The sequence below is a fragment of the Streptomyces sp. NPDC001868 genome (genome assembly GCF_040297125.1).
Lineage (GTDB): Bacteria > Actinomycetota > Actinomycetes > Streptomycetales > Streptomycetaceae > Streptomyces.
Map to the genome: position 1 here is coordinate 76,893 of NZ_JBEOYO010000025.1, position 25,585 is coordinate 102,477.

At 72.9% G+C, this 25,585-nt stretch carries 26 protein-coding genes and 1 tRNA gene; 15 read left to right on the forward strand and 12 right to left on the reverse strand.

Features of this window, described 5'->3' with window-relative positions:
* The first annotated feature begins 306 nt into the window (after nucleotides 1-306).
* A tRNA-Arg gene (locus ABT147_RS26875) sits at nucleotides 307-379 on the forward strand.
* Nucleotides 380-595: 216 nt separating this feature from the next.
* Here the strand turns inward: ABT147_RS26875 and ABT147_RS26880 are convergent.
* Nucleotides 596-1,447, reverse strand: a complete 852-nt coding sequence (locus tag ABT147_RS26880; protein WP_351410584.1) for an aquaporin — start codon at nucleotides 1,445-1,447, stop codon at nucleotides 596-598.
* 52 nt (nucleotides 1,448-1,499) lie between these two features.
* Entirely contained in the window at nucleotides 1,500-1,814 is a 315-nt protein-coding gene (locus ABT147_RS26885; protein ID WP_351410586.1) for an ArsR/SmtB family transcription factor, read from the reverse strand.
* A gap of 82 nt (nucleotides 1,815-1,896) precedes the next feature.
* Between ABT147_RS26885 and ABT147_RS26890 the strand changes: the two genes are divergently transcribed.
* The 3 genes from ABT147_RS26890 (at nucleotide 1,897) to ABT147_RS26900 (ending at nucleotide 3,991) form a co-directional block, all read left to right on the forward strand.
* Entirely contained in the window at nucleotides 1,897-2,310 is a 414-nt protein-coding gene (locus ABT147_RS26890; RefSeq protein WP_351410589.1) for an arsenate reductase ArsC, read from the forward strand.
* 217 nt (nucleotides 2,311-2,527) lie between these two features.
* The gene (locus tag ABT147_RS26895) at nucleotides 2,528-3,496 is read left to right on the forward strand and encodes a D-2-hydroxyacid dehydrogenase family protein (protein ID WP_351410591.1); all 969 of its coding nucleotides are present in this window, start codon (nucleotides 2,528-2,530) and stop codon (nucleotides 3,494-3,496) included.
* 198 nt (nucleotides 3,497-3,694) lie between these two features.
* The gene (locus tag ABT147_RS26900; protein ID WP_351410593.1) at nucleotides 3,695-3,991 is read left to right on the forward strand and encodes a chaplin; all 297 of its coding nucleotides are present in this window, start codon (nucleotides 3,695-3,697) and stop codon (nucleotides 3,989-3,991) included.
* Nucleotides 3,992-4,114: 123 nt separating this feature from the next.
* Here ABT147_RS26900 and ABT147_RS26905 read toward each other — a convergent pair whose 3' ends face one another.
* From ABT147_RS26905 to chpG, 8 genes are all read right to left on the reverse strand, one after another.
* Entirely contained in the window at nucleotides 4,115-4,981 is an 867-nt protein-coding gene (locus ABT147_RS26905) for a tyrosinase family protein (protein WP_351410595.1), read from the reverse strand.
* Entirely contained in the window at nucleotides 4,965-5,423 is a 459-nt protein-coding gene (locus tag ABT147_RS26910) for a tyrosinase family oxidase copper chaperone (RefSeq protein ID WP_351410597.1), read from the reverse strand. The genes ABT147_RS26905 and ABT147_RS26910 overlap by 17 nt, the downstream gene beginning before the upstream one ends.
* Before the next feature lie 90 nt (nucleotides 5,424-5,513).
* Nucleotides 5,514-6,020: a hypothetical protein gene (locus ABT147_RS26915; protein ID WP_351410599.1), complete on the reverse strand. Its 507-nt coding sequence runs from the start codon at nucleotides 6,018-6,020 to the stop codon at nucleotides 5,514-5,516.
* Nucleotides 6,021-6,265: 245 nt separating this feature from the next.
* Nucleotides 6,266-6,871, reverse strand: coding sequence for a vitamin K epoxide reductase family protein (locus ABT147_RS26920; RefSeq protein WP_351410600.1), 606 nt, complete (start codon nucleotides 6,869-6,871; stop codon nucleotides 6,266-6,268).
* Nucleotides 6,871-7,368: a DUF5949 family protein gene (locus ABT147_RS26925; protein ID WP_351410602.1), complete on the reverse strand. Its 498-nt coding sequence runs from the start codon at nucleotides 7,366-7,368 to the stop codon at nucleotides 6,871-6,873. The genes ABT147_RS26920 and ABT147_RS26925 overlap by 1 nt, the downstream gene beginning before the upstream one ends.
* A 242-nt stretch (nucleotides 7,369-7,610) precedes the next feature.
* On the reverse strand, nucleotides 7,611-7,901 hold the full coding sequence (locus ABT147_RS26930; protein ID WP_351410605.1) for a hypothetical protein: 291 nt from the start codon (nucleotides 7,899-7,901) through the stop codon (nucleotides 7,611-7,613).
* A gap of 168 nt (nucleotides 7,902-8,069) precedes the next feature.
* The gene (locus ABT147_RS26935; protein WP_351410607.1) at nucleotides 8,070-9,005 is read right to left on the reverse strand and encodes a hypothetical protein; all 936 of its coding nucleotides are present in this window, start codon (nucleotides 9,003-9,005) and stop codon (nucleotides 8,070-8,072) included.
* A 179-nt stretch (nucleotides 9,006-9,184) separates the two neighbouring features.
* Nucleotides 9,185-9,424 (reverse strand): chaplin ChpG, encoded by a 240-nt coding sequence (gene chpG / locus ABT147_RS26940; RefSeq protein ID WP_351410609.1) that lies wholly within the window; start codon nucleotides 9,422-9,424, stop codon nucleotides 9,185-9,187.
* A 299-nt stretch (nucleotides 9,425-9,723) separates the two neighbouring features.
* Between chpG and ABT147_RS26945 the strand changes: the two genes are divergently transcribed.
* The 9 genes from ABT147_RS26945 to ABT147_RS26985 are packed head-to-tail and all read left to right on the forward strand — an operon-like array spanning nucleotide 9,724 to nucleotide 20,283.
* Nucleotides 9,724-10,851 carry a DUF3344 domain-containing protein gene (locus tag ABT147_RS26945; protein WP_351410611.1) on the forward strand — a complete coding sequence of 376 codons (1,128 nt, stop codon included), beginning with the start codon at nucleotides 9,724-9,726 and terminating at the stop codon, nucleotides 10,849-10,851.
* Nucleotides 10,852-10,890: 39 nt separating this feature from the next.
* Complete coding sequence (locus tag ABT147_RS26950; RefSeq protein WP_351410614.1) at nucleotides 10,891-12,063, forward strand: glycosyltransferase; 1,173 nt, start codon at nucleotides 10,891-10,893, stop codon at nucleotides 12,061-12,063.
* Nucleotides 12,060-13,532 carry an exopolysaccharide biosynthesis polyprenyl glycosylphosphotransferase gene (locus ABT147_RS26955; protein ID WP_351410616.1) on the forward strand — a complete coding sequence of 491 codons (1,473 nt, stop codon included), beginning with the start codon at nucleotides 12,060-12,062 and terminating at the stop codon, nucleotides 13,530-13,532. Before ABT147_RS26950 ends, ABT147_RS26955 begins: the two co-directional genes overlap by 4 nt.
* Entirely contained in the window at nucleotides 13,529-14,881 is a 1,353-nt protein-coding gene (locus tag ABT147_RS26960; protein WP_502983167.1) for an O-antigen ligase family protein, read from the forward strand. The genes ABT147_RS26955 and ABT147_RS26960 overlap by 4 nt, the downstream gene beginning before the upstream one ends.
* Nucleotides 14,878-16,590 carry a murein biosynthesis integral membrane protein MurJ gene (gene murJ, locus ABT147_RS26965; protein ID WP_351410619.1) on the forward strand — a complete coding sequence of 571 codons (1,713 nt, stop codon included), beginning with the start codon at nucleotides 14,878-14,880 and terminating at the stop codon, nucleotides 16,588-16,590. Before ABT147_RS26960 ends, murJ begins: the two co-directional genes overlap by 4 nt.
* A 40-nt stretch (nucleotides 16,591-16,630) precedes the next feature.
* Complete coding sequence (locus tag ABT147_RS26970; RefSeq protein WP_351410685.1) at nucleotides 16,631-17,323, forward strand: polysaccharide deacetylase family protein; 693 nt, start codon at nucleotides 16,631-16,633, stop codon at nucleotides 17,321-17,323.
* Nucleotides 17,324-17,330: 7 nt separating this feature from the next.
* Nucleotides 17,331-18,479, forward strand: a complete 1,149-nt coding sequence (locus ABT147_RS26975) for a glycosyltransferase (protein WP_351410621.1) — start codon at nucleotides 17,331-17,333, stop codon at nucleotides 18,477-18,479.
* A gap of 20 nt (nucleotides 18,480-18,499) precedes the next feature.
* A complete protein-coding gene (locus ABT147_RS26980) occupies nucleotides 18,500-19,147 on the forward strand; it encodes a YveK family protein (protein ID WP_351410623.1) in 648 nt (215 codons plus the stop codon).
* A 14-nt stretch (nucleotides 19,148-19,161) separates the two neighbouring features.
* Entirely contained in the window at nucleotides 19,162-20,283 is a 1,122-nt protein-coding gene (locus tag ABT147_RS26985; RefSeq protein ID WP_351410687.1) for a GNAT family N-acetyltransferase, read from the forward strand.
* A 22-nt stretch (nucleotides 20,284-20,305) separates the two neighbouring features.
* Here ABT147_RS26985 and ABT147_RS26990 read toward each other — a convergent pair whose 3' ends face one another.
* Nucleotides 20,306-21,724: a glycoside hydrolase family 26 protein gene (locus ABT147_RS26990; RefSeq protein ID WP_351410626.1), complete on the reverse strand. Its 1,419-nt coding sequence runs from the start codon at nucleotides 21,722-21,724 to the stop codon at nucleotides 20,306-20,308.
* Between the two features lie 179 nt (nucleotides 21,725-21,903).
* Between ABT147_RS26990 and ABT147_RS26995 the strand changes: the two genes are divergently transcribed.
* Both ABT147_RS26995 and ABT147_RS27000 read left to right on the forward strand, forming a co-directional pair.
* Nucleotides 21,904-23,217, forward strand: a complete 1,314-nt coding sequence (locus ABT147_RS26995) for a carboxylate--amine ligase (protein ID WP_502983168.1) — start codon at nucleotides 21,904-21,906, stop codon at nucleotides 23,215-23,217.
* Entirely contained in the window at nucleotides 23,217-24,476 is a 1,260-nt protein-coding gene (locus ABT147_RS27000; RefSeq protein ID WP_351410630.1) for an NAD(P)-binding domain-containing protein, read from the forward strand. Before ABT147_RS26995 ends, ABT147_RS27000 begins: the two co-directional genes overlap by 1 nt.
* 49 nt (nucleotides 24,477-24,525) lie before the next feature.
* Here the strand turns inward: ABT147_RS27000 and ABT147_RS27005 are convergent, their stop codons facing one another.
* Nucleotides 24,526-25,560, reverse strand: a complete 1,035-nt coding sequence (locus tag ABT147_RS27005; RefSeq protein ID WP_351410633.1) for a chaplin — start codon at nucleotides 25,558-25,560, stop codon at nucleotides 24,526-24,528.
* Nucleotides 25,561-25,585: the final 25 nt, after the last annotated feature.

Sequence of the window (25,585 nt, forward strand, 5' to 3'; positions counted from 1 at the left end):
GAAGAATGCCCAACTTTGTGGACATTCTGAAGCATATAAGCACGTCTGCGCGCCGACAGGACACACGGGACGGAGGGGACGAGAGGGGCGCAGGCATAACGAGTGCACAACACCCGAGGCCCGAGACGCCAAAAGAGGTGCACGATTCGTACCTGCCTGCGATTATCAGGACCGCTTCACCGAACCTCCACATTGAGCCACGGAGGCGAAGCAACAGGGACAAGGACTCGGGAGCCCTATCCTTGTCCCCGGCAACGTCACGGATCAGCCCACACCCGGGCACCAAGACAGAGGCCACCACACCCGGCCCCCGTAGCTCAGTGGATAGAGCAGGCGCCTTCTAAGCGCTTGGCCGCAGGTTCGAGTCCTGCCGGGGGCGCCCACTCTCCACCCTCCCTCGGGAGGGTTTTTTCACGCCAAGCACGACCCCACCCCCACCCACCGGCCCCTGGTCACCCCCGGCTATCACCAGCCACCAGACCGTGACCATCCGCACGGGCCCACGACACCCCGCAAAGAAGGCCGGAAATCTTTCCGCCAGCCAGCCACGAGACACCACACGCAAACCCGGCGCCGGCCTCCCGCAGTACGACGCTCATTGGTCCCGTACGGCGGCGGAAGTGGTCGTGGAAGCGACGCAACAGTTGACCGGCGGAGTCGGTCCCGAGGAGTGACGGGCCGGAGCACGGAAGATGACGGCCACCAGACCCAACCCGATCGCCCCGCCCACCAGTTGGGCCCCCACGAACCCGGGCACCGATCCCGGTGCGATTCCTGTGAAGGTGTCGGTGAAGGCTCGGCCCACTGTCACCGACGGGTTCGCGAAGGAGGTGGAGGAGGTGAACCAGTACGCCGAACCGATGTACGACGCCACCGCCACCGGCGCGAACCGCAGCCGGTCGGTGCGGGCGAGGCCGAAGATCAGCAGAACCAGGCCGGCCGTGGCGACCGCCTCGGCCAGCAGCAGATGACCCGCCGAACGCTCGTGCGTGGACCACTTCACCAGGGGTTCCGCGAACATCGCGTCCGCCAGGACGGCCCCGGCGATCGCCCCGACGGTCTGAGCGGAGACGTACGCGGCCACCTCCCCACCCGTGACGCCTGTGGTGTCTGCGACGTCCGTGACCTCTGTGTCTCCCTCACTCCCGCGCCGCCGCCCCGTCCACCACTCGGCCAACGTCACGACCGGGTTGAAGTGCGCACCGGAGACCGGCCCGAGCAGGGCGATGAGCACCCCCAGCCCGAACACGGTGGCGAGGGAATTCGCCAGCAACTGCACCCCGACGTCACGCGTCAGAGCCGTGGCCTGGATGCCGGACCCGACGACCACCGTGACGAGTGCCGCCGTACCGACGAACTCGGCGGCGACACGCGCCCCCAACGGCGTACGCGCGGACACGGCCGCGGCGGCGACCGGAACGGCGGTCTCGCCGGGTTTCCCCTCCATGGCGACCAACAGAACTCCTCGACATCGGCCGGCGGCGCCGGTCAGGAACAGGTCAGGAACAGGACCGCTTCACGTCGTTCTCGGCAGTGAGCCGCGCGGTCTCCGCCAGTTCGGCGAAACCGCCCGCGAGAGAGGCGAGAACCGCCGGCCTGAGCCGGTAGTACGTCCACCGCCCGCACGGCTCCGTCTCCACGATCCCGGCCTCGCGCAGCACCTTCAGATGGTTGGAGAGGTTGGTCTGCTTCGCACCGGTCTCCTCCACCAGGTGAGTCGTACAGAGCGTCTCGTGCGCGAGCAGGGTGACGATCCGCAGGCGGAGCGGATCGGCAAAGACCCGGAGCAGATCAGTGTCGACTGACGTCAGCATGCGCTGATACTGTCACATCATCTCAGACTGATGCGAGCCGCTGCCTCGCGCGACGGATGCCAGCAAAGGAAGCCCGCCACCCATGACCACCTCCCCCCTCCCTTCCGTGCTCTTCGTCTGTGTCCACAACGCGGGCCGCTCCCAGATGGCCGCCGGCTTCCTCAGTCACCTCGCGGGCGACCGGATCGAGGTCCGTTCGGCCGGCTCGCTCCCCGCCGACCAGGTCAACCCGGCCGCGGTCGAGGCCATGCGGGAGGTCGGGGTCGACATCGCCGATGCCACGCCCAAGGTGCTCACCACCGAAGCCGTCCAGGCCTCCGACTACGTCATCACCATGGGCTGCGGCGACGCCTGCCCGATCTTCCCCGGCAAGAAGTACCTCGACTGGGAGTTGGAGGACCCGGCCGGCCAGGGCGTCGACGCGGTCCGTCCCATCCGCGACCGGATCAGGACCCGTATCGAGGCCCTGATCGCGGAAATCGACGCCAGGCCCTGACCACGGGGTCGCAGCCGAGCTCTGACCACGGGGTCGCTGCCGAACTCTGACCACGGGGTCGCAGCCAGGCCCTGACCTCGGGGTCGGTGCCAGGCCCTCATCGCGAGATCGCCGCCAGGCCCCGATCGCGGAGATCGGCACTGGGTAGAGTCCGGTCAGACTCGCGCACCCGGCTCCGGAAGCACGCACCCGAGGGCCCGACCGGAAGGCATCCGCCATGCGACGACCGCGACTTCGCTGTGCCGTGCTCGACGACCACCAGTCCGTCGCGACCGAGATCGCCGACTGGTCCCCCGTCGCCGACGACGTCGAAGTCGTCGCCTTCACGGAGCACTTCGCGGACGAGGACACCCTCGCGGCGGCCCTCGCCGAGTACGACATCGTCGTCACCCTGCGCGAACGCGTCCCCTTCCCCGCCTCGCTCCTCACCCGCCTGCCCCGCCTGAAGCTGCTGATCGCCTCCGGCATGCGGAACTCGGTGATCGACTACGCGGCGGCCGAGGCGCACGGCGTGACGGTGTGCGGTACGGCCAGTTCCACCACCCCGCCCGTCGAGCTGACCTGGGCGCTGCTGCTCGGCCTCGCCCGAGGCCTGGTCACGGAGAACAACGCGCTGCGCGAGGGCGGCCCCTGGCAGAGCACGGTCGGCGTGGACCTGCACGGCGCCCGGCTAGGACTGCTCGGCCTCGGCAAGATCGGCAGCCGGGTCGCCCGGGTCGGCCTCGCCTTCGGCATGCATGTGACGGCGTGGAGCCAGAACCTCACCAAGGAGTACGCCGACGAGGTGGGCGTCCACCTGGCCGCGTCCAAGGAGGAGTTGCTCGCGGAGAGCGACTTCGTCTCCGTCCATCTCGCCCTGAGCGACCGCACCCGGGGCCTCCTCGGCGCCCCCGAACTCGCCCTCCTCAAGCCGACCGCCCACCTGATCAACACCTCCCGCGCGGCCATCGTCGACCAGGACGCCCTGCTCACCGCCCTGCGCGAAGGGCGCCTCGCCGGAGCCGGCGTCGACGTCTTCGACGTCGAGCCCCTCCCCGCCGACCACCCGATGCGCTCGGCCCCCCGCCTCCTCGCCACCCCGCACCTCGGCTATGTCTCCCGGGCCAACTACGCCACGTACTACGGCCAGGCGGTCGAGAACATCCAGGCGTACCTGGCGGGCTCCCCCGTACGCCTCCTCGGCTGAGGACGGGACCTCACCGCCTCCTCCTCCTCCCTCCGCCCCCCACCCCCGATCGGACGACTCCCGTACGACCCGGCCCACACTCCCGTTCGGAATGGGTGATCCCCCGATGAACGCCGTGTCCCCCGGTGCGCGGGCGCGTTGAAGGGGCGTGCGGCCATGAAGAGGGGGTCGTGCTCACCGATCAAGAAGGAGAACGTGATGTCTCGCATCGCGAAGGCAGCCGTCGTCACGCTCGGCACCTCGGCCGTCGTGCTCGGCGGCGGCGGTCTGGCCGCGGCGGACGCGGGCGCCGAGGCCAAGGCCATCGGCTCCCCGGGTGTCCTGTCGGGCAACGTCGTCCAGGTTCCCGTCAACGTGCCGATCAACCTGTGCGGGAACACGATCGACGTCGTCGGCCTGCTGAACCCGGCCTTCGGCAACGTCTGCGTCAACAAGAGCGACGACAAGCACAAGGGCAACCCCGGCAGCCCCGGCCCGTCCGGCTACGGCCACTGACGGGGCCGACAGCCCCGAGCGACACAGCAGCGACACGGCAGTGACAAGAAGCCCCCGACGGTGTCCCACCGTCGGGGGCTTCGCGCCGCTCTCGTTCCCTCGGCTTCCCTCAGTCTCCGCCGGTCACGCGTACCGGTACACGTGCCCGATCTCCTCCAGCTCCCCCGGAGTCACGTTCCAGGGCGGCATCCGCTCGTCGCGGGCGACGATCCGCCCCCGCTGCGCGTCGCCCCTCGCCGGCGGCCGGGCCGGCAGATAGCGCGCGCCCCGGTGGCGTCCCTGCCAGCGCGTCCACTGCAGGTCGACGAAGGCGTGGTGCAGCCAGAAGACGGGGTCGTTGACGGAGGCACCGCCGACCATGTGCCCGCCGACCCACCGGTGCACACGATTGTGGTTGAGCCATGAGCCGTTGCCGGTCCCCTGGCCCCACCCTTCGAGCCGGTTGCGGAAGCCCCCGCGGGTGACCGAGTTCCAGGGGGCCTTGTCGTAGACCGGCTCGGCGAGGGCGGCGTCCAGGTCACGGGCGGTGGGCAGCGCGACGGGGTTGCGGGGGTAGCCGAAGTCCCGGGTGAGGTACTCCACGTCCGTGAGCCCCTCCGTGATGGCCCATCTGCCGGCCCCGTACGCGAACGGGCCGGTCATCACCCGCAGGTCGGAGCGCCGTCCGTTGCCGCCGAGCAGATCGGCGGTCCAGGGCGCCGACGTGGTCGTACGGTCCCGGGTCCAGTCCCAGTACGGCACGGACACCGAGTCGTCGATCCGGCGCAGCGCCTTCTCCAGCTCCAGCACGAACCGGCGGTGCCAGGGCAGGAAGGAGGGCGCCATGTGGGCCGTACGCAGCCCGCCGTCGCCGTCCGAGACGTAGTGGTCGATGTGCATCCGCACGAACTCGTCGTACTCGCCGCGCTGTTTGAGCTCCAGCAGCGCGCCGACGAACCGCCGCCGCTCCGTGCTCGTGAGCGTGCTGACGTCCTTACGTGTGTAGGCCATGGCCGACCGCTCCCTCCGCCACGTCCCGCAGCCGCAGACGCCGGCCGGCGCCCAGTTCCTCGACGGCGGCGCGGGTCGCCTCCAGAGCCGTCGGGTACGAGCGGTAGTGGTCGATCATGCTCAGATACGTACCGTCCGCGCGGCGCATGAGGTGCAGCGGGCGGTCGTCGACGGTGACGTCCCACTCGCCGGGGCCAGGCGTCCGGGCGCCCAGGTAGGCCGCCTGGTCCCTGTCGGCCCTGACACCCCGGATACGGCGGCCCCGGTACGTCTCGTCGAAGTCGGCCTCCTCGGACCGCGCCGACCGGCGGGGCCACGCGGCGGCGACGACCGGGGCCGCGGCCAGGGCGACGGCCGACACGCCCAGGGCGCGCAGCGCGTTACGGCGCGTTCTGCTTCGTCCACCGGCGGGGTCCACCGTCACTCTGCTGACGAACAACACTCTCTCCTCGTCGTGTTCGGTAGCGGTGACCCCCGGACGGCCGGGCCCGGGCTCGCACGGCCCGGGCCTCGTCTCCGTGTCGCCGCGGGCTCAGACGAGCCCGAGGTTCGCGGTCGGCGCCGTCCGCAGCAGCGGGGTGAGGACGGCCACCTGGGGGTCCTTCAGGCTGGGCAGGCCCAGCGCGTCGGGGTTGGGCGCGGTCAGTGGGGTGTCCACGTTCAGCCCGGGGGTCAGGGTCCGCAGGTCGGCGGCGGGGGCCTCGACGCCGAGCCGCTCGAAGCCCTCCCCGACGATCCGGGGCAGCGGGGTCTCGGCCTGCAGCCCCGGCAGCGCGGCTCCGAGCGGCACCTGCGGCAGGGCGCTCGCGGGCAGCAGACGGCCCTCGACATACCTCGGCCCTTCGGGGGCGCCCGGCGTGAGCAGCGGCAACTCCCCCGCCAGCCTGGGCATCTTCACGTTCAGGGAGTGCTGCACGCCTTCGAGCGGTACGGGGACGGGGACCGTCTCTGCCGCGACGGCGGGGGCGGCGGAGGCGCCCATCGCGGCCGCCACACCGGTGACGACGGCGGCAAGGGTTCCTCGTGTGGTCGGCTTCATCTCGGTACGGTCCCTTTCAGGAATGGGCGGATCCACAATCGGCGATCGCGGGAGTCAGCCGCATCGACCGAATCGACGGATACGGATGGGGATGCGGAATCGACGGTGCGCGAGCCGTGATCCGGGGCTCGACGTCCGTACCGGGTCAACGATCCGGAGATCTCCCTGAGCACGAGATTCGCCCGACTGCCGCATTAGTCCGAGAGGCCTACCGGCCCATTACCTCATTTCCCCTTATCCATTGGTCAGCTTGTCCAGAAGTCCCACCAGCGGGTCAGGATGAGCATGCCGATCACTCCGAGGTGCACCACCGGAAGCACCCAGGTGAATTCGTCGAGAAAGCCGCGCAGCCCGGCCGGTGCGGGCAGGAAGTCGTTACGGATGTTGAACGAGGTCAGGTACCAGAACAGGACGATCGTGGCGATCCAGGCCAGACAGCACCACAGGCACAGCGAGTTGATCCGGTACAGCGACTCGAACTGCAGCCAGGTCACGAAGCCGAGCCCGAACAGCGCGCCCGCCTCGAAGGTCAGCCAGTACCAGCGTGGGAAGGCGGCCCCGGCCAGCAGGCTCGCGCCGACGCAGATCACCATGCCGTAGGCCACCAGCCCGAGCATCGGGTTGGGGAAGCCGAAGGCCGATGCCTGGTCGCTCTTCATGATGTTGCCGCAGGAGACCACGGGGTTGAGGCTGCACCCGGGGGTGAAGTTCGGGTCCTCCAGCAGCTTGAACTTGTCGAGCGTGATGACCCAGGAGGCGAGCAGACCTGCGGCACCGGTGACCAGCAGCAGGATCGCGAAGGCACGGCCGCCGCCGGCCGTACGGACCGGCGGCCCCGCCTGGGCGGCCATCAGACGCGCAGGCTGCGGGCCGGCAGGAGGACGTGCGCCGCGCTGGACAGCGTCTCGGTGTCGCCCGCGAAGGCGGCGAGGGCCTCGGGCTCGACGGGCAGACCGGGCCGGGCCTCGGGCCAGGGGCGGGTCGCGAAGACGAGGTGGGCGAAGCCGCGTTCGCCGACGGCGGCGAGCCACTCCGGCGGGGCCGGGCACTGGGCGTTGAGCTGCGGCATGGTGACGACGGCCTGGCCCGCCTCGACGAGCAGGGTGACCGGCAGACTGGGGTGGGCGGAGCCGTCGACGACCCTCTCGCCGATGGGCAGACCGAGGCTCGTCAGCAGATCCGCCACGGCGGCCGTGGAGCCCTCCGGGCCGTTCCGGCCGTCGCCCAGGGTGTAGGCGAGCAGATAGGGCATGTCCCCGTCGGGGGCTTCACCGCTCCACGCCATGACGACGAGCGTGCCGAGGTCGGCGGGGCGGAAAGGGCGGGTTTCAGCGGAAGTTGAAGTCACCGCGGAACCCTATCCACGCCCGCCAAACGACTCTGCCGCCTTTTCACCCGACCGGGCGACACACTACGGCCGACCACACGAACGAGGGACCGGACTCGAACACCATGGAATTCACTCTCCGGAGGGAACGAGGAACGGAATTCCCTTTCCCCGGACTCCACGTACTCCGGGGGACCGGAGAACGAGCGGGGCCGGTTCCGCGTCTTCGCGGAACCGGCCCTGTGGGGCTGCGCAAGGAATCGTCAGCCCTGGAGGGGCAGACCGCCGAGAAGCTTGCTGGGGCCGCCGGGGGAGTTGAGAGCCTTGGTCGCGCCGCTCACCGTGTGGAGCACGGAGTCCTTGTTCTCCGTGTCGAGCGCGTTCGACTGCTGCTGCAGCGGCGCGGGCTCGATGGGCCCCTTGAAGAGCGTGTTCACCGCGCCGTTGAGGCTGGTGGGCGTGACGTCCGCGGGGTCGTAGGCAAAAGCCGGCGCGGCGACACCGGCGATGGCCATGGACCCTGCGACGACAGCGGCGGCCTTCAGCGACTTCATCGTGTTCCTCTCCTCGGATACTGGAAGCACTGCGCCGTGTCCAACGAGCCCTCGGGCCGACGGAAACCCCGTACCGGACATGTCATATCTGACGCCGAACGACAGGTCATACGAAAGAGCCGTCGGACCGACCCTGACGGCGGTCGGTCCGACGGCTCTTTCCGGTTCCTACCGCGCGGGCAGGGCGACCGGCGGCCGCGCGGGCAGCGCGTCCGCGGCGGGTGTCGCCGGCAGTTCCGCCGCCGGAAGCTCCACCGCCGGAAGCTCCGCCGCCGGCGGCTGCACCGGCGGCAGGCCGGCCGGGGCGGGCAGGCCGCTGCCCAGGAGCGTGGCCGCGACCAGCTTGACCAGGCCGGCCACCACACCGGTGACGGCGGGCGGCACCTGGGCGAGATCGCCGGCGGTGGCCGCCTTGAGCAGCGCGTCGACCGCCTTCTGCAGGGCGGTGAGGGCGTCGGCCACCGGGTCGGCCATGAGCTTGCCGACCGGCCGCGCGAGGCCCCGGTCGAACGCCGGCAGCGTGACGGCCTGCTGCGGAGCGGGCGGAACCGAGGGCGCCGCCGGGACCGAGGGCCGAGCCGGAGCCGAGGGCGCCGCCGGAACGGACGGGACCGCCGGCGCCGAGGGCACCGCCGGCACCATGGGCGTGGTCGCGGCGGGCGGGGTGACGGGCAGGGCCGGCGCGGGCGGGGCGACGGGCACCGCGGGCGCGGCCGGGTCGACCGGCAGGGCGACGGGCGGGACGGCCGGCGAGACAGCCGGCGGCGCGACCGGCGAGGTCTCCGGCGCCTCCGCCTTGGCCTTGGCGATGGCGTCCCGCACGGCCTTGCCCAGCTCGGCCGCCTGTTCGGCGGAGAGCTGACCGTTGTCCGCCTTGAGCACGGCGTCGAGCAGATCGGTCACCGGCTTCAGTACGCCGCTGAGGTCGCCGAGACCCTTCAGCTGCGTCAGGAGCGCGTCCGCGCCGGGGACGGGCGCCGCCGACCGGGCGCGGTCACGCGTCGGCTCGGCGTCGGCCGCCAGGGCGACGGGGCCGGTGACGCCGAGCAGGAGCGTGGCGCAGAGTGCGGAGACCGCGAGACGCCGTGCGGGCAGAACACGCATGGATGTTCCTTTCCATCGGTGCGAGGAATCGTTCTTTCACCGTGAAATCGGTGATCGCCGTCTGCAACCGAGGGACCCCATTCGGGGCAACACGAACCGGCCGCCCTCCCACAGGGGAAGGCGGCCGGTTCGTCTGGCTAACGCGCGAACGTCAGTGCGGGGACGTCAGTCCTCGAACGTCAGTCGTTGAAGCACTTGTTGCCGAAGGCAGGGTTCAGCAGACCGATGATGTTGATGGTGTTACCGCACACGTTGACCGGCACGTGAACCGGAACCTGCACGACGTTGCCCGACAGCACGCCCGGGGAGTGAGCGGCGAAGCCCTTCGCCTCGCTGTCGGCGGTGGCGACGCCGGCGGTGCCCGCCACGGCCGCGGCAGCAACGGAGGTCAGGGCCAGGCCCTTCGCGATACGCGACATGGAGAGGTGCTCCTTGGAGTTGATGCAAAAGACACTCGGGCGGGGATGCCCGGCGCTGGATCAACGCGCGGCATGCACCGGGGGTTGTGCCTCCAAAGGAGTGATCTCACAGACCGCTCGCTTCACCATTCCGACACAGTTGGCGCGTTCCGTAGATAAGTACGCATAGCGGGCTAGAGTTGCGCACCTCCCCAGGTCGCCGCGGCCTTTATCAGATCCGCAGTTATTCGGCCCTTCGAGGGCCCGCGACTTTTCCCCGACAAGCACCCGAACGAGCTCCCGAAAGGGCACCGCCGGTCATGCGAATTCACCCGGGTCCTCTGCTGCGCCGCGCGATGGTGGGCTGCTGCGCCCTCGCCGCCCTCTGGGGGCCCGGCGCTCCCGCGACGGCCGCGCCCCCCGCCCCCTCCCCCGAGGCCGAACGCCTGGCCTTCGGCGAGCGCTACCGCGCGCTGCGGCACGGCGGGATCGTCCGCGCGGCGAACTCCTCCATCACCTGCCGTACGACGGTGCCGGTCGCCCGGGCCACGGCGCCGGGGCGGGCGGCGCCGTCGTGCGCCGACGCGCGCGCGGGGCGTACAGGTGCCGTGAACGACGAGTTCGACATGTTCTACATCGACGTCGACCAGGACCCGAACACCTACAACTCCAGCCGGGGCGAGGTACGGCTGCCGCCGGGCGCGCGGGTGACGTACGCGCGGCTGTACTGGGGCGGGAATCTGCGGGTGGGTGAGCAGAAGCCGCCGAAGGACAACGGGCGGGTTCTGATCGCGGAGCCCGGCGGCGCCTACAAGGAGCTGCTCGCGGATTCGGTGGTGGGACACCGGGTGGCGCGGGGCGCGGACGCGTTCCAGGCCTCGGCGGACGTCACGGAGCTGGTGCGGTCCAGCGGTTCGGGGCTCTACACGGTGGCACAGGTCAATGTGGCCATGGGCCGTTCGGCGGCCGGGGCGTGGGGCGGCTGGACGCTGATGGTGGCGTACGAGAACCCGGCGGAGCCGCTGCGGCATCTGGTGATGGCGGACGGGTTCGACGCGCTCACGACGGGTGGGGAACAGCTGATCCGGCTGCGGGGCACGGCCTTCCCCAAGGGCGCGCGGGGCACCGTGGGTCTGGTCGCCTACAACGGGGACCGCGGGCGCACCGGTGATTCGCTCACCGTTTCGACGGGTGACGGTGCGGCCACCGCCCTGGCGGACGCGGCCAACCCCCATGACGACGTCCTGAATTCGACGATCAGCCAGCCAGGGGCGGTTGTCGCGGGGCGTACGCCGGCGTACGCGAACACCCTCGGATACGACTCGGATGTTCTCGAACTGGGCGACGAAATCCGCCATGGGGGTGACCAGTTGGCCTTCCGCCTCGTTTCGCAGCGGGACGCGGCTTGGGTCGGAGCGTTCTTCGTCGCCGTCGACGCCAAGCCGTGACGCGCGCCGCCCGGCGCCGCCTCTGAGCAAGGAACCCGCATGCAACTCTCACCATCCGACCCTCCGTCGCGGGTCCTGCACGTCACCCAGCCGGTCGACGGCGGTGTGGCCCGTGTCGTGACGGACCTGGTGCGGGCCCAGCTCGCCGAGGGCCTGCACATCACGGTGGCCTGCCCCGACGGCCCGCTCGCCCCCGGCCTGCGCTCGCTCGGCGCGGACGTACGGCACTGGGTGGCCACCCGGTCGCCGGGGCCCGCGCTCGTGTCGGAGGTGCGCCGGCTGCGGCGGATCCTCGACGACGTACGGCCCGACCTGGTGCACGCGCACAGCGCGAAGGCCGGGCTGGCGGGCCGGCTCGCGGTGCGGGGGCGCGTTCCGACGGTGTTCCAGCCGCACGCCTGGTCGTTCGAGGCGGTGGGCGGCGCCATGGCGGCGCTGGCGCTCGGATGGGAGCGAACGGGGGCGCGTTGGGCCTCCCGGGTGGTGTGCGTCAGCGAGGCCGAGCGGGTCACCGGGGAGCGGGCCGGGGTACGGGCGCGCTGGACGGTGATCCCGAACGGCGTCGACGCCGGGCGCTTCCACCCCGCCGCCGTGGACGCCGTACGCGCCGGGATCCCGCTGCTCGCCGGGGTCGATCCCGCCGCGCCGCTGGTGGTGTGCGTGGGGCGGCTGTGCCGGCAGAAGGGGCAGGACGTGCTCCTCACGGCGTGGGACGCGGTGCTGCGGCGGGTGCCGGGGGCGCGTCTGGTGCTGGTCGGGGACGGGCCGGAGGGCGAGCGGCTGCGGGCCCTGGCGCCCGAGGGTGTGCTGTTCGCCGGGGGTGTCGCGGACGCGGTGCCCTGGTACCAGGCCGCCGATCTGGTCGTCCTGCCGTCGCGGTGGGAGGGCATGGCGCTGGCGCCGCTGGAGGCCATGGCGTGCGGGCGGCCGGTCGTGCTCACCGACGTGGACGGGGCCCGCGAGAGTCTGCCGCCCGGGCAGGAGCCGGTGCCCGTCGAGGATCCCGCCGCGCTCGCCAGGGCCGTCGCCCGACTGCTGCTCGATCCGCTGCTGCGCGAGTCGCTCGGCCACCAGGGCCGCCATCACGTAACGACCACGCACGACGTGCGGCACACGAACGAGGCCGTCGCGGGCGTGTACCGCGAACTGCTCGGCGGTGCGGACGGCCGGCGCGGGAAAGCCACCGAGTGCAGGGAGTCCATCCACACGTGACCGCGGAACGCACGGAAAGTACCGTCCCCTCCTCTCCCTCCTCTGCCTCCTCCGGTGGACAGCAACGCGAGTTCGGCGGCTCGTCCGTCTCGGTGGCCCCGCCGCGCGAGACCGTCGGCGGTCTGACCCTCAGGGCCGAGCGGCGCCCCGTCGCGCGGCCTCCCTCAGGGCTGCCGCTGCTCGCCGTCGACGGTGGCGCGGCCCTGCTCGCGGTGCTGGCGCTCACCGGTGACACGACTCCCGGGCGGCCGCTGATGGCCGCCGTCCTGGCCCTGGCCGTGGCGTGGCTCAACACCCGGGCGCGCCTCTACCGCCCGCCCGCCGTGCCCGCCGTGCTCGACGAACTGCCCGCCGTGTGCGGGCGGATCGTGCTCGGCTGGTGCGTGCTAGGCGCCGGGGTGGCCGCGCACGCCCCCGAGCACGCGCTCGCCGCCCACGAGCTGGCCCTCGGCTGCGCCCTGCAGTCGGCGGCGGCCTGTGTCGGCCGGGGCACGGTGCACTGGAACCGGCGCCGGGCGCTCGTCCGGCGGCCCGGCGCGGCCTTGGTGGTGGGCCCGGCGGCGACCGCGCAGCGCGTGGCCGCCGCGTTCCTGCGCCACCCGGGGTGCGGCATCCGGCCCGTCGGGGTGGTCGCCGACCAGGCGGCCGGGACCGAGGGTCTGCCGGTGCTGACCACCGCCGAGGAGGTGCGGCGGGCGGCCGTCCAGAACGGCGTCCAGGCCGTGCTCGTCGTCGGCTCCCGCACCGAACGCGCCCCGCTGCTGCGGACGTTGGAGGACGGTGGCTGCGCCCTGTGGGAGGTGGACGCCGAGTCCCCCTCGTACGACCGGGACGGCTCGACCGAGCTGCTCGCCGGGTTCGGCTGCCGTCGGCTGGAGTTGACGAAGCGTCAGGAAGTCTTCGGCAAGCGGCTGTTGGACGTGACCGTGTCCGGGACGCTGCTGCTGATGGTGAGCCCGCTGCTGCTGGTGTGCGCCGTGGTGCTGCGGATGAGCGACGGGCCCGGGGTGGTGTTCCGGCAGGAGCGGATCGGACGGGACGGGCTGCCGTTCACGCTGCTGAAGTTCCGCACCCACCGCCCGGCCGACGCGCACGAGGCGGCGACCCGGTGGAGCGTGGCGAACGAGCAGGAGATGGGCTGGTTCTGCCGCTTCCTGCGGCGCAGTTCGCTGGACGAGCTGCTCCAGCTGTGGAACGTGCTGCGCGGCGACATGAGCCTGGTCGGCCCGCGCCCCGAACGGCCCTACTTCGTGGCCAAGTTCGGGCAGACCTACCCGGGTTACGCGGCCCGGCACCGGATGCGGACCGGCATCACCGGGCTGGCGCAGGTCACCGGGTTGCGCGGCGACACCTCCATCGAGGACCGGGCCCGCTTCGACAACGCCTACATCGACAACTGTTCGCTGTGGCAGGACTTCTGCATCCTGGTGCGCACGGCCGCCGCGCTCGTCCGCCCGACGGGGAGCTGACCGTGACGTCTCCGCGCGCTGCGGCGCCCCTTCTGTCCGTCCTGCCCGTGGTCGCCGTGGTCGCCGCGCTCGCGCTGCCGGTCACCCAGGGCGCCGAGGGCGGCGCGACCCCGGCCGACGCCGTCTCCGGGCTGCTGGTGCTGTGGTGCGCCGTACGGCTGCTGCGGGACCGGCGGCGCCCCCTGACCCGTACGGCGGCGGTGGTCCTCGGGCTGCCGGTGTGCGGGCTGGCGCTGGCGGCGGCCGGGGCGGGTGACCCCGGGGAGGGGATCGCCGGGCTCGGCCGGTACCTCCAGATCTTCGTGCTGGTGCCGATGGCGGTACTGCTCTGTGTCCGGAGCCGGTCGGACCTCCGGGTGGTGGCCTGGTCGTTCGTGGGGCTCGCGCTGTGGCAGGGCGCCGTCGGGGTGCACCAGTTCGCGACCGGGACCGGGGCCAGTTACGCCGGCCGGGACATCCGGGCCGTGGGCACCTTCGGGGCCGGGGACGTCATGGGGATGTCGACCGTGGTGTCGTTCGGGCTGGTGTGCGCGGTCGGTCTCGCGCTGGCGCCCGCGACGGCGAGGCAGCGGGTCTGGGCGATCGTCAGCTCGGTGCTGCTCGTGCTGCCGCTCGCGGTGTCGTTCAGCCGGGGCGCGTGGATCGCCACGGCCGTGGCGTGCGGGATCCAGGTGGTGCTGGCCGGGCTGCGGCGGGCGGTGGTGGTCTTCGCGGCCGTCGCCGCCGCGGGTGTGGTGCTGGTCGGCGGGCTCGGCATCGGGTCCTCGATGATCCAGGACCGGATCAGCAGCATCACCCAGGTCACCGACGCGCCGGACCAGTCGGTCACCGACCGGTACACGATGTGGGCCGCCGCCGCCGGCATGTGGCGCGCGCAGCCGCTGACCGGCGTCGGGCTGAAGGGCTTCCCCGAGCACCGCGACGGCCACGCCTCGCTGGCGCTCTCCGCCGGCAGCGACATCGGCGGCGCGGGGACGACGTACCAGAAGCAGTCCCTGCTCTCGCCGCACAACATGTATCTGCTGGTCCTGAGCGAGCAGGGGCTGATCGGGCTGCTGACGCTCGCGGGGAGCTGGCTGGCGCTGGCGGTGTGCGGGGTGCGGGGGCTGGTGCGGGCCCGGCGGGAGAGCGGAACCGGCGGGCTCGACTGCGGGCTCGTCGCCTGTGGGCTGGTGGCCTGGGTGCTGGTGGACTTCGTGTACGCGGACATCGGCGGGCCGACGACCGTGCTGACGGCCGTGTGCTTCGGGCTGGTGGCGTGGTGGGCGCTGGCGGACCGGACCGCCACGGGTGCCGATCCGGTCGGGGCCGCCGCGGTCCGCGTACCGGAGGGGGCCGGGACGCGATGACGATGACGCCTCCCGGGACACCTTCCCCGTCACCGCCTCAGACGCCTCCCCCTTCGCAGCCGCCGCCCGCCGCGCCGGGAGCCGCCCCCGAGGCCGACCCGGTGGTGCCCGGCGCGCGGGCCGCCGAGCTGTCGGAGGTCGCGCCCCCCACGGGGCGGTTCCTCGCGAAGGCGACGCTCGTCACGGCGGCGCTCACGGCGGCCGCCGCGCTGCTGGGGCTCGGCCGGGACCAGGCGCTGTCGTACCTCTTCGGGGCCGGCAGCGAGACGGACGCCTTCCTGGTGGCCTGGACGGTGCCGGAGTTCGCGGCGACGCTGCTGATCGAGGACGGCATGGCGTTCGTGCTGGTGCCCGCGTTCAGCGTGGCCGTGGCCCGCCGCGCCCGGGGCGGCGCGGGCGATCCGGTCCGCTCCCTGGTCGCCTCGACGCTGCCCCGGCTGACACTGGCCTTCGCGGCGACCGCCGTCCTGCTCATCCTCGGCGCGCCCTATCTCGTCGAGGCCCTCGCCCCCGGGCTGCCCAACCCCCGGCTGGCCGTCGACTGCACCCGGCTGACCGGCACCTGTGTCCTCACCTTCGGCCTCGCCGGCTACTGCAGCGCGGCCCTGCGCGCGCATCGCCGTTTCATGGCCCCCGCGGCGATCTACGTGGCGTACAACGTCGGGATCATCACGGCGATGTTCGTGCTGGGCGGGCGCTGGGGCGTGCGGGCGGCCGCCGTGGGGGTCGCGGTGGGCGGCGTGCTGATGGTCCTCACCCAACTCCCGGCCCTGCTGCGTCAGTTGCGCCGAAAGGAGCGCGCTCCGCAGGAGCCGGCGAGCCTGGAGGACGCGGACCCGGCCCGCCCCGTCGAGCTCACCCTCATCGCCACCGTCCTGCTCTTCGCGCTCTGCCGTCAGTCCCAGGTCCTCATCGAGCGCTTCCTCGGCTCGACGCTGCCCGCCGGGGCCATCTCGCATCTCAACTACGCGCAGAAGGTGGCCCAGATCCCGATGACGTTCTCGCTGATGCTGTGCACCGTCACCCTCCCGGTGGTGGCTCAGGCGATGGCGGAGGGCGACACCGAGCGGGCCCGCAGCCGGGTGGAGAAGGATCTGGCGCTGGTGTCGTGCATCGTGCTGCTCGGCGCGGCGGCGATCTTCGCGTGCGGGCCGCAGATGATCGAACTGCTCTTCCAGCGCGGCGCGTTCACCGCGCGGGACACCGCCGCGACCGCTTCGGTGATGCGGGTGTACGCCCTCGGGCTGCTCGGTCACGCCCTGGTGAGCGCGCTGGTCCGCTCGTACTTCTCGGCGGGGCGGCCCACCTGGTACCCGCTGGCCGCGATGGCCGCCGGGATCGTCGCGACCTCGTGGATCGGCGCGGCCTGCGTCGACTCCTGGGGCGTCCTCGGCATCGCCGCCGCCAACGCCATCGGGATCACCCTCACCGCCCTGCTCCTGCTGTACGGCATGGGCGGCCGGGCGGTGCCGATCCATGTCCGGCAGGTCGTGACCGAGATGAGCCGGCCGGTCCGGGCGGCCGTGGTCGCGGGCGCGGTGGGGATGTACTGCGCCGACCGGATCGACTCGCCCGTCCTCGGCCTCGCCGTCGGCGGCGCGGTCGTCGCCTTCGTCTTCGTCCTGCTGGCCTCGGCCATGGGCGCCTCCGGCGTCACCCCCGCACTCCGTTCCGTCACACGAAGGCTGCCCTATGCCCGTTTCCGCTGACCCCAGACCGACGACCGCCGCGGCCCCCCTCTGGGTGGCCATGTACCACTCGGTGGGCGACTGCTCCGACGACCCGTACCGCATCACCGTCTCGCCCGACCGCCTCGACGCCCAGCTCGGCTGGCTGCGGCGGCGCGGGCTGCGCGGGGTCGGCATGGCCGAGCTGCTGGCCGCCCGTGCCCGGGGCGAGGGCCGGGACCTGGTGGGGCTGACCTTCGACGACGGATACGCCGACTTCGTGGACACCGCGCTGCCGCTGCTGCGGGCGCACGGCTGCGGGGCCACGCTCTTCGTGCTGCCCGGGCGGCTCGGCGGCGAGAACGCCTGGGACCCGCTGGGCCCGCGCAAGCCGCTCCTCGACAAGCAGGGCATCCGGGTGGCCGCCGGGACGGAGGGCATCGAGGTCGGCTCGCACGGGCTGACCCATGTCGACCTCACTCAGGCCGACGACGAGACCCTGCGCGCCGAGACCGCCGACAGCAGAGCACTGCTCTCGGAGTTGACCGGTGCTCCCGTCCAGGGCTTCTGCTACCCGTACGGCACCCTCGACCAGCGGGCCGCCGACGCCGTCCGGGACGCCGGGTACGCCTACGCCTGCGCCATCGACCCGGGCCCGCTGAACGGCCCGTACGCGCTGCCCCGGGTGCACATCGGCGAGGAGGACACGGCCCTGCGGCTGCTGCTGAAGCGGAAGCTGCACCGGCTGCGCCGACGTCCCGTCGAAGGGGTCTGAGGCCGACGTGAAGGCGTTGCACATCATCACGGGCCTCGGCGTCGGCGGCGCGGAGCAGCAACTGCGGTTGCTGCTGCGCCATCTGCCGGTCGACTGCGACGTGGTGACGCTGACCAACCCCGGCCCGGTCGCCGACGGTCTCACCGCCGACGGGATCCGGGTCACCCATCTCGGCATGGGCGGCAACCGCGACCTCGCCGCGCTCCCCCGCCTGGTGCGGCTGATCCGCAGGGGCGGCTACGACCTCGTCCACACCCATCTCTACCGGGCCTGCGTCTACGGCCGGATCGCCGCCCGGCTGGCGGGGGTCCGCGCGGTCGTCGCCACCGAGCACTCGCTCGGTGACTCCCAGATGGAGGGCAGGAAGCTCTCCGCCGGAGTGCGCGCCCTGTATCTCGCCAGCGAACGCCTGGGCCGGTCCACGGTCGCCGTCTCACCGACCGTCGCCGACCGGCTGAAGCGCTGGGGGGTGCCGGGCCCCCGTATCGAGGTCGTCCCCAACGGCATCGACCTCGACGGATTCCGCTTCGACCCGGACCTGCGGGAGCGGACCCGGCGGCGGCTCGGGCTGCCGGAGGACGCGTATGTCGTCGGGGGCGTCGGGCGGCTCGCGGCGAGCAAGCGGTTCGATGTGCTGATCCGCGCGCTGGCCCAACTGCCGGACGACTGCTGGCTGTTGATCGTCGGCGGTGGCCCGGAGGAGAGCGTGCTGCGGCGGGCCGCCCAGCGGGCCCAGGTCGCCGACCGGGTGCTGCTCACCGGGGAGCGGCCGGCCGCGGGCGCCCCCGGCGCCGACCTGCCCTCCCTGATGAACGCCATGGACGTGCTCGCCTCGCCCAGCGCCGAGGAGGCCTTCGGGCTCGCGGTGGTGGAGGCGATGGCGTCCGGGCTGCCCGTGCTCTATGTCTCCTGCCCGGCGATCGAGGACCTGCCGCCGGACGCGACCGCCGGCGCACGCCGCGTCCAAGGGGGCGCGGAGTCGTTCGTACGCGCCCTGCTGGATGTCCGCGCGCAGGGCCCGTGCTCCCGTGCCGTCCCCGCCGCCGCCCAGCACTACTGCATCACCCGCAGCGCCGCCCAGCTCATGGACGTGTACGCGGCCGCCGTCTCCAGCACGCCCTCGCCAACCCCGTCCCTGGGAGTGAGTTCCGTATGACCGACCGTACGCCCGATCGTATGACCGACGGCCCCCAGCGTGGGCCCGCCCCCCTCGCCCGCACCCGGTCCCTGCCCCCCTGGTCCCTGCTCGCCGCCGGCGCGCTGTTCGGCGGGCTGGCCGGGGGCGCGTACGGCGTGGTGAAGGCGCCCGTCTACACCGCCACCAGCTATGTCGTCGCCGTGCCCGCGGCCGAGGGGTCGGACACCCAAACGGCGCTCGGCTTCGCGCAGGCCTACGGGCGGGTGGCCACGCAGGTCGCGGTGCTCGGGGACGCGCAGGTGTGGGCCGGGGTGCCGGTGGCCACACTGAAGGAGAGCGTGCGGACGGCGACCTCGCCGGACGCGCCGATGGTCGCCGTGTCCGCCACCTCCTCGCGGCCGGACCTCGCCGCCGACATGGCCAACGCCGTCTCGCGGGCGCTGACCCGGCACGCCAACGACTCCGCGAGGTCGACGCGCGTCGAGCTGCAGCAGTTCGCGCGCGCGACCAGGCCGACCGAGGCGTCCTCGGCGTCGCCGAAGGTGACCGGTCTGGTGGGCGCCGCGGCCGGCGGACTGCTCGGCGGGCTCGCCCTGCTGGTCCGGCCCCGACGCGCCCCCGAGGCCACGCCCGCGGCCTCCGTGCCCGGTCCCGCTCTCGCCGCCGACGCCCACGGACAGCTGTGACCAGCACGCTGCACATGGGGGCGAGCACCACCCTGCGCGCCGAACTCTGCACCGACGAGGGCGAGTTCGGCGAGCTGGCCGAGGCCTGGGACCGCCTGTACCGGCGGTGCGGCGCGGCCACCCCGTTCCAGAACCACGCCTGGCTGCACTCCTGGTGGCTGTCGTACGGCACCCCCGGCAGGCTCAGGCTGGTCCTGGTCCGCGACGGCGCCGAGCTGCGCGCGGTCGCCCCGCTGATGCTCGTGAGGCGTCCGCTGCCCGCCCTCGTCCCGCTCGGCTGCCCGATCTCCGACTTCGCGGATGTGATCGTCGACGACGAGTACGCCGAACAGGCGTCGGCCGCGCTCGCCGAGGGACTGTCGGCCGCCGCCCGGACCGCGCTGATCGACTTCCGCGAGGTACGGCCGGGCGCCGCCGTCGAACGAATCTACGACTACTGGCGGGGCCCACGCCGCAAGGTGGCCGACTCCGTCTGTCTGGAGCTGCCCGCGCAGCCCATGGACGAGCTGCTCAAGCGGCTGCCCAACTCCCGGGCCCAGCGGGTGCGCGCCAAGCTCCGCAAGCTCGGCGACCTCGGCATCGAGCCGCGTGCGGTACGCGCCGACGAGGTGGACTCGGCGCTGCGGACCATGCTGGATCTGCACCGGCTGCAGTGGCAGGACCGCAAGGTGACCACCGAACACATGCGGCCCCGCTTCTCCGAGCATCTGGCCCGCTCGGTCGGGCCGATGGTCCGCTCGGGAGACGCCGTGGTGACCGAGTTCCGGCTGGGCGACGACGTCCTGGCCGTCGACGTCACCCTGCTGTCGCGCCGCCTGGCGGGCGGCTACCTCTACGGCGCCCATCCGCGCCTGCGCGAACGCAAGGCGGATGTCGCCACCATGCTGCTCAACGCCTGCGCCGCACAGGTCGGCTCCGGCGCCCACCAGGTGCTGAGCCTGCTGCGGGGCGCCGAGCCGTACAAGCTGCGCTGGCGCCCGGACACCGTCGTCAACCAGCGGTTGCTGCTCGCTCGCCGCCGCACCGCCCCCCTGTTGTCAGCGGTCGTCTGCGACGCGGCGGCCCGCTGCCGGGGCAAGGAACTGGTCCGCCGCTGGCGAGCCCGGAAGGAACGCGATGGCGGCGGCGGGCGATGAGCGGCCCGCCGCCGGCTCGGGATCACCGGTAGCGCGTCCACCAGTCCGTGCGGATGCAGAGCTTCCCGCCGATCCAGTACTCCACCCAGTCGCCCAGTTCCAGCGGCGAGCAGTTCGGCGGACGTACGGGCGTGGTGGGAGCCGGCTTCGGCGTCGGCTCGGGCGTGGGGGCCGGCTTCGGCGTCGGGGTGGGCGTGGGGGTCGGCTTCGGGGTGGCGGTCGTGTCGCGGCCGAAGAGCATCGACCGGTACACCTGCGCCGCCTTCGGGTTGCTCGCACACTGCCAGACGCCGTGCGGGCAGTAGTCCGTGAGCGTGTTGTAGAGCGGCTTGTGCTCGTCCATCCAGGCGAGCATGCGCCGCATGTACTCCGGGTTGTCACCGTTGCGGAAAAGTCCCCATTCCGCATATGAGATGGGCTTCTTGTGCGCCTTCGCGAAATCGACGTGTGCCTGCAGGCCGTACGGCTCCTTCACCTGCTCGTCGAAGGTGATTCCGCGCGGCTGGTCGTAGGAGTCCATGCCGATGATGTCGACCGTGTCGTCCCCCGGATAACACTCCGTCCAGGGCACGGCGTCCCGGCCTCTGTTCGGGGTCCAGTCGAACTTGAATTTCTGGCCCGGCACCGCGCGCATCGTGGTGACGATCCTGTTCCAGTACTTCTTCCAGCTCTCCGGGTCGGGCCCGCAGCGATGGGTGTACGTGATGCCGTTCATCTCCCAGCCGAGCACGAGCACCGTGTCCGGGATCTTCAACTCGACGAGCCGCTCCGCGAGTCGGCGGTAGTGGTGGTCGAACTCGCCGGCGGCGGCGCGGCGCAGCAGCGCGCGGACCTCCCGGTCGGAGACGCCCTCCTCGTTGCGCTCCATCATGGGCACGTTGAGGACGAACATCCGATCGTCCTCGTCCCGCCGCCACTCCGCCCAGGAGTCCAGGAAGCCGGGCAGGCCCTCGATGTTGGACCAGCGGTCACCCGGCAGGTAGGTGTGCGCCACCCGCAGGTCGGAGCCGCCCAGCCAGTCGCTCAGCTCGGCGATCCGGGCGACGCCCCGGGGCCCGTAGTGCAGATAGGCGCCGATGGCCGGCAACTGCTCGGGGTCCTTCGGGGTCTCGGAGGGAGTGGCCGGCACGGGCGGGGTGCCCGGCGGCGGGACGGACGCGCTCGGCGTGGCCGGTGCCGTGGGCACGGCCGGGACGGGCGTCTGGGCGACCGGAGCCGGGGTCACGACGGCGGGTGCCGCCGGAACCGCGGGTGTGGCCGGAGCCGCCGGGACGGCCGGAACGGCGGGTGCCGGTGGGTCGCTCACCCGGGTCACCACCGCGCCCACGGCGTACACCGGGACCGACGCGAGGGCGAACGTCGTGACCACGCCGGCCGCGACGAGCGCCAGCCGTCTGTTGCGGGGCCTCCTGTGCCGGGGCCGCCGCTGTTGTGGAGCCATGTCCGCTCCCCTCTCCGCTTTCTTCACTTCACTGCTTTCCGCCGCCGATTTCCACCTACTGACAATCAGTCATACGAATATGAATTCCGCCAACTGGGGCTCCGGCCTTCGGGTGCCCGAATCGCCCGCACGGGTGACCCGACGTCAAAGAAATGTGCGAGGACCCTGAAGAAATGAACGTGTCGCCGCTCGACACCCGCGTTCCGGCCGTTCTGCTGCGGACGGACCGCAATCCCTTCCACCACGGAACCCTGGGAGCCGTACGGTCCTTGGGCCGTGCCGGGGTGGAGGTGCATCTGGTCGCCGACTGCGCGGGAAGTCCCGTAGGCAGCTCGCGGTTCCTCCGCGCGACGCACACCCCGCCCCGCCTCGGCGCCCGCCTGGACGAGTTCGCCGCCGTCCTGCGCCGGGTGGCGGACCGGGTCGGCCGTCCGGCCGTCCTGGTCGCCCTGGACGACGCGAGCGCCGTGGCCACCGCCCGGCTGCGTGAGGAACTGACGGACGGTTACCTGCTGCCGGACGGGCCCGCCGGCCTCGCCGAGCAGGTGGCCGACAAGGCGGAACTGGCCGCGCTGTGCGGGCGCCTGGGCCTCCCGCACCCGGCGACGGCACTTCCCGGCAGCCCGGCCCAGGCGGCGGCAGCGGCCCGGGAACTGGGCCTGCCGGTGGTCGCCAAGTGGAGCCGCCCCTGGCTGCTGCCCGCCGACGCGGGGCTGCGCAGCACCACGGTGGTGCGCTCGGCCGGGGAGGCGGCGGCGCTGTACCGGCGCTCGGAACAGGCGGGCAGCCGGCTGCTCCTCCAGGCGTTCCTGCCACCGGGGCTCGACCGCGACTGGTTCTTCCACGGGTACGCCGACCGCGCCGGGGTCGTGCGCGGCGGCGGCCCCGGCCGCAAGCTGGCCGCCTGGCCGCCCGGCGCGGGCCTGACCAGCGTCGGCCGCTGGACCCCCAACCCGGAGGTCCAGGCCCTCTCCGAGCGGGTCACCGGCGCGCTCGGCTACCGGGGCGTGTTCGACCTCGACTTCCGCCGCGACGGCCCCACCGGCGCGTACCACCTGCTCGACTTCAATCCGCGCCCCGGCGCCCAGTTCCGGCTCTTCACGGACACCGCCGACATCGACGTCGTACGCGCCCTGCATCTGGACCTGACGGGCCGCCGGGTCCCGGACGGCTCCCCCGTGCCGGGCCGTACCTTCGTCGTGGAGAACTACGCGCCGCTCACCGCGCTGCGCCCCCCGCTCCTGCCGTACCCGCCGTCCCGCCCGGGCGCGCGCGAGCTGGCCTGGTACGCGCGGGACGACCGCGCCCCCGGACTCGCGCTGTGGTCGCTGTGGCCCCGCCACGCGCTCGGCCGACTGCTGGCACCCCGCGCATCGCTCCCCGACCGGCACCACCAAGCCCCCGACGACGACCGAACCGACGGCCGAATCGAAGACCGAGCCCAGGACCGAGCCGACAACCGCGCCGCGAACGAGAGAGCGAGCAGCCCGTGATGTACGACCTGCTGGTGGTGGGCGCCGGCCCGTACGGCCTGTCCATCGCGTCCCACGCCGCGGCCGCCGGGCTCAGCCTGCGCGTCCTGGGCCGTCCCATGGCGTCCTGGCGCGACCACATGCCGCCCGGCATGTTCCTCAAGTCCGAGCCCTGGGCCTCCAACCTCTCCGACCCCGAAGGGCGTTGGCGGCTGGACGCGTACTGCGCCGAGCGCGGCTTCGAGGCCCGTCACGGCCGGCCGATCCCGGTCGGCACGTTCGCCTCCTACGGCCTGTGGTTCGCCCGGAACGCCCTCCCGCCCGTCGACGAACGGACAGTGACGAGCCTTCAGCGGTGCTGCGGCGGCTTCGAGGCGGTCCTGAACGACGGCGAGGTGGTCCGCGCCCGCACAGTGGCCCTCGCCGTCGGTGTCGTCCCCTTCGTCGAAGTCCCGCCCGTCCTGCGCGAGTTGTCCCCCGTCCACGTCTCCCACAGCAGCCACCACCGCGACCTCGGCCGCTTCCGGGGCCGGGACGTCACCGTGATCGGCGGCGGCCAGGCGGCCCTGGAGACGGCCGCCCTCCTCGCCGAACAGGGCACGCGCGTCCGGGTGTTGGCCCGCTCCGGCCATCTCCGCTGGAACGACGTCCCGCCCCCTCTGGAGCGCCCCCTGTGGGACTCGGCCCGCTCCCCCCACAGCGGCCTCGGCTGCGGCTGGCGCAACTGGTTCTACGCGGAGCGGCCCGGCTGGTACCGCCGGCTGCCCGAGGCGAGACGGGTGCGGGTCGCGGCCGAGGCGCTGGGGCCCGCGGGCGCCTGGTGGGTACGCGACCGCGTCGAACCTGCCGTCGAGGTCCTGCTCGGCCAGGAGGTCGCGGTGGCGTACGAGACGGGCGGCGCCGTCCGACTGGAGACGGTGGGCCGCGGCGGTGAGCTGACCTCTCTGGACACCGAACACGTCATCGCGGCCACGGGGTTCCGGGCCACCTGCGAGCGGCTGGACCTGCTGGCGCGTGACGTACGCGCGGATCTGCTGCCGCTCGCCGACGGCTCGCCCTCGGTCGGGCGGGACTTCGAGTCCTCGGTCCCCGGCCTGTTCCTCGCGGGCCTCACCACCGCCGCCGGCTTCGGCCCCGCGATGCGTTTCGTGTACGGCGCGACGTTCACGGCGCCCGTCCTCGTCCGAGGGGTACGGCGGCGGCTGCGCTCGGGGGTGCCCGGCGGGCGGATCCCGGTGCCGGGGGCGCGGGCCGACCTGGCCTCCGCCGCCGGGTCCTGACGGGCTCGGGTGCCGGACGGCGGACCGCCCGTCCGGCACCCGAAGCGCTTCACCGACCGGACGCGGCCCGGCCCCGCCGGTACAGAATCCCCCCACCCGCGATCAACGCGAAGCTCGCGGCCCCGGCGGCGAGCAACGCCTCACGGTCACTGCCGGTCTCGGGGAGGCTGGGGGGCTGGTGCGTCGGGGGGTGGTCGGTGGGGGGCTGGTGCGTGGGGGGCAGGTCGGTGGGGGGCTTGTCCACCGGAGGCTTGTCGACCGGAGGCTTGTCGACCGGAGGCTTGTCCACCGGGGGCTTGTCCGTGGGCGGCTTGTCGGTCGGGGGCTTGTCCGTGGGCGGCTTGTCGGTCGGAGGCTTGTCCGTGGGCGGCTTATCCACCGGCGGCTTGTCGACCGGAGGCTTGTCCATCGGGGGCTTGTCCACTGGCGGCTTGTCCACCGGGGGCTTGTCGACCGGAGGCTTGTCCGTCGGCGGCTTCGTCGGCGGCTGCTGTGGCGGCTCGGTGGGCGGGGTGTCGCCGTAGCCGCCTTCGGTGTCCTCGGGGGTGTCCGGGGAGTCGCCGTAGCCGCTCGGGGAGTCGTCGTGGCCGCTCTGCGCGCCGTCGTGGTTCCCCTGGTCGCCGTCGCCCCAGGGGTTCGTGTACTCCGCGTACCCGTCATACCCGTCGTACCCGTCGTGCTCGTCGTTCTCCTCGCGCGGTGCGCCGTGTCCCGTGTACTCCTCGTACGCCGCCTCCCAGGAGTCCTCGGGGTCCGTCGCCGGGGCGGCCGAGTACTCGGGCTCCGCGACCGGGGTGGCGTGGCGCTTCGGGGCGCTCTGCGGGCTCTCGGCGGCGTGGTCGCCGGTGTTGCCGCACTTGTTGCCGAGGGACGGGTTGGCCGCGGCGACGACGTCGACGGTGTTGCCGCAGACGTTGACCGGAACGGTGACCGGCACCTCGACCGCGTTGCCCGATGCGACGCCGGGTGAGTTCGAGGCGGCACCGTGCACGCCCGTGTCCGCGAGTACCGGCGTGCCGTAGAGGGACAGCAGGCCCGTCGTCGCGGCGGCCACGACCATTCTCTTGCGCAGGGGCTGTCGCATCTCGTTCTCTTCCTGCTCGAAGAAG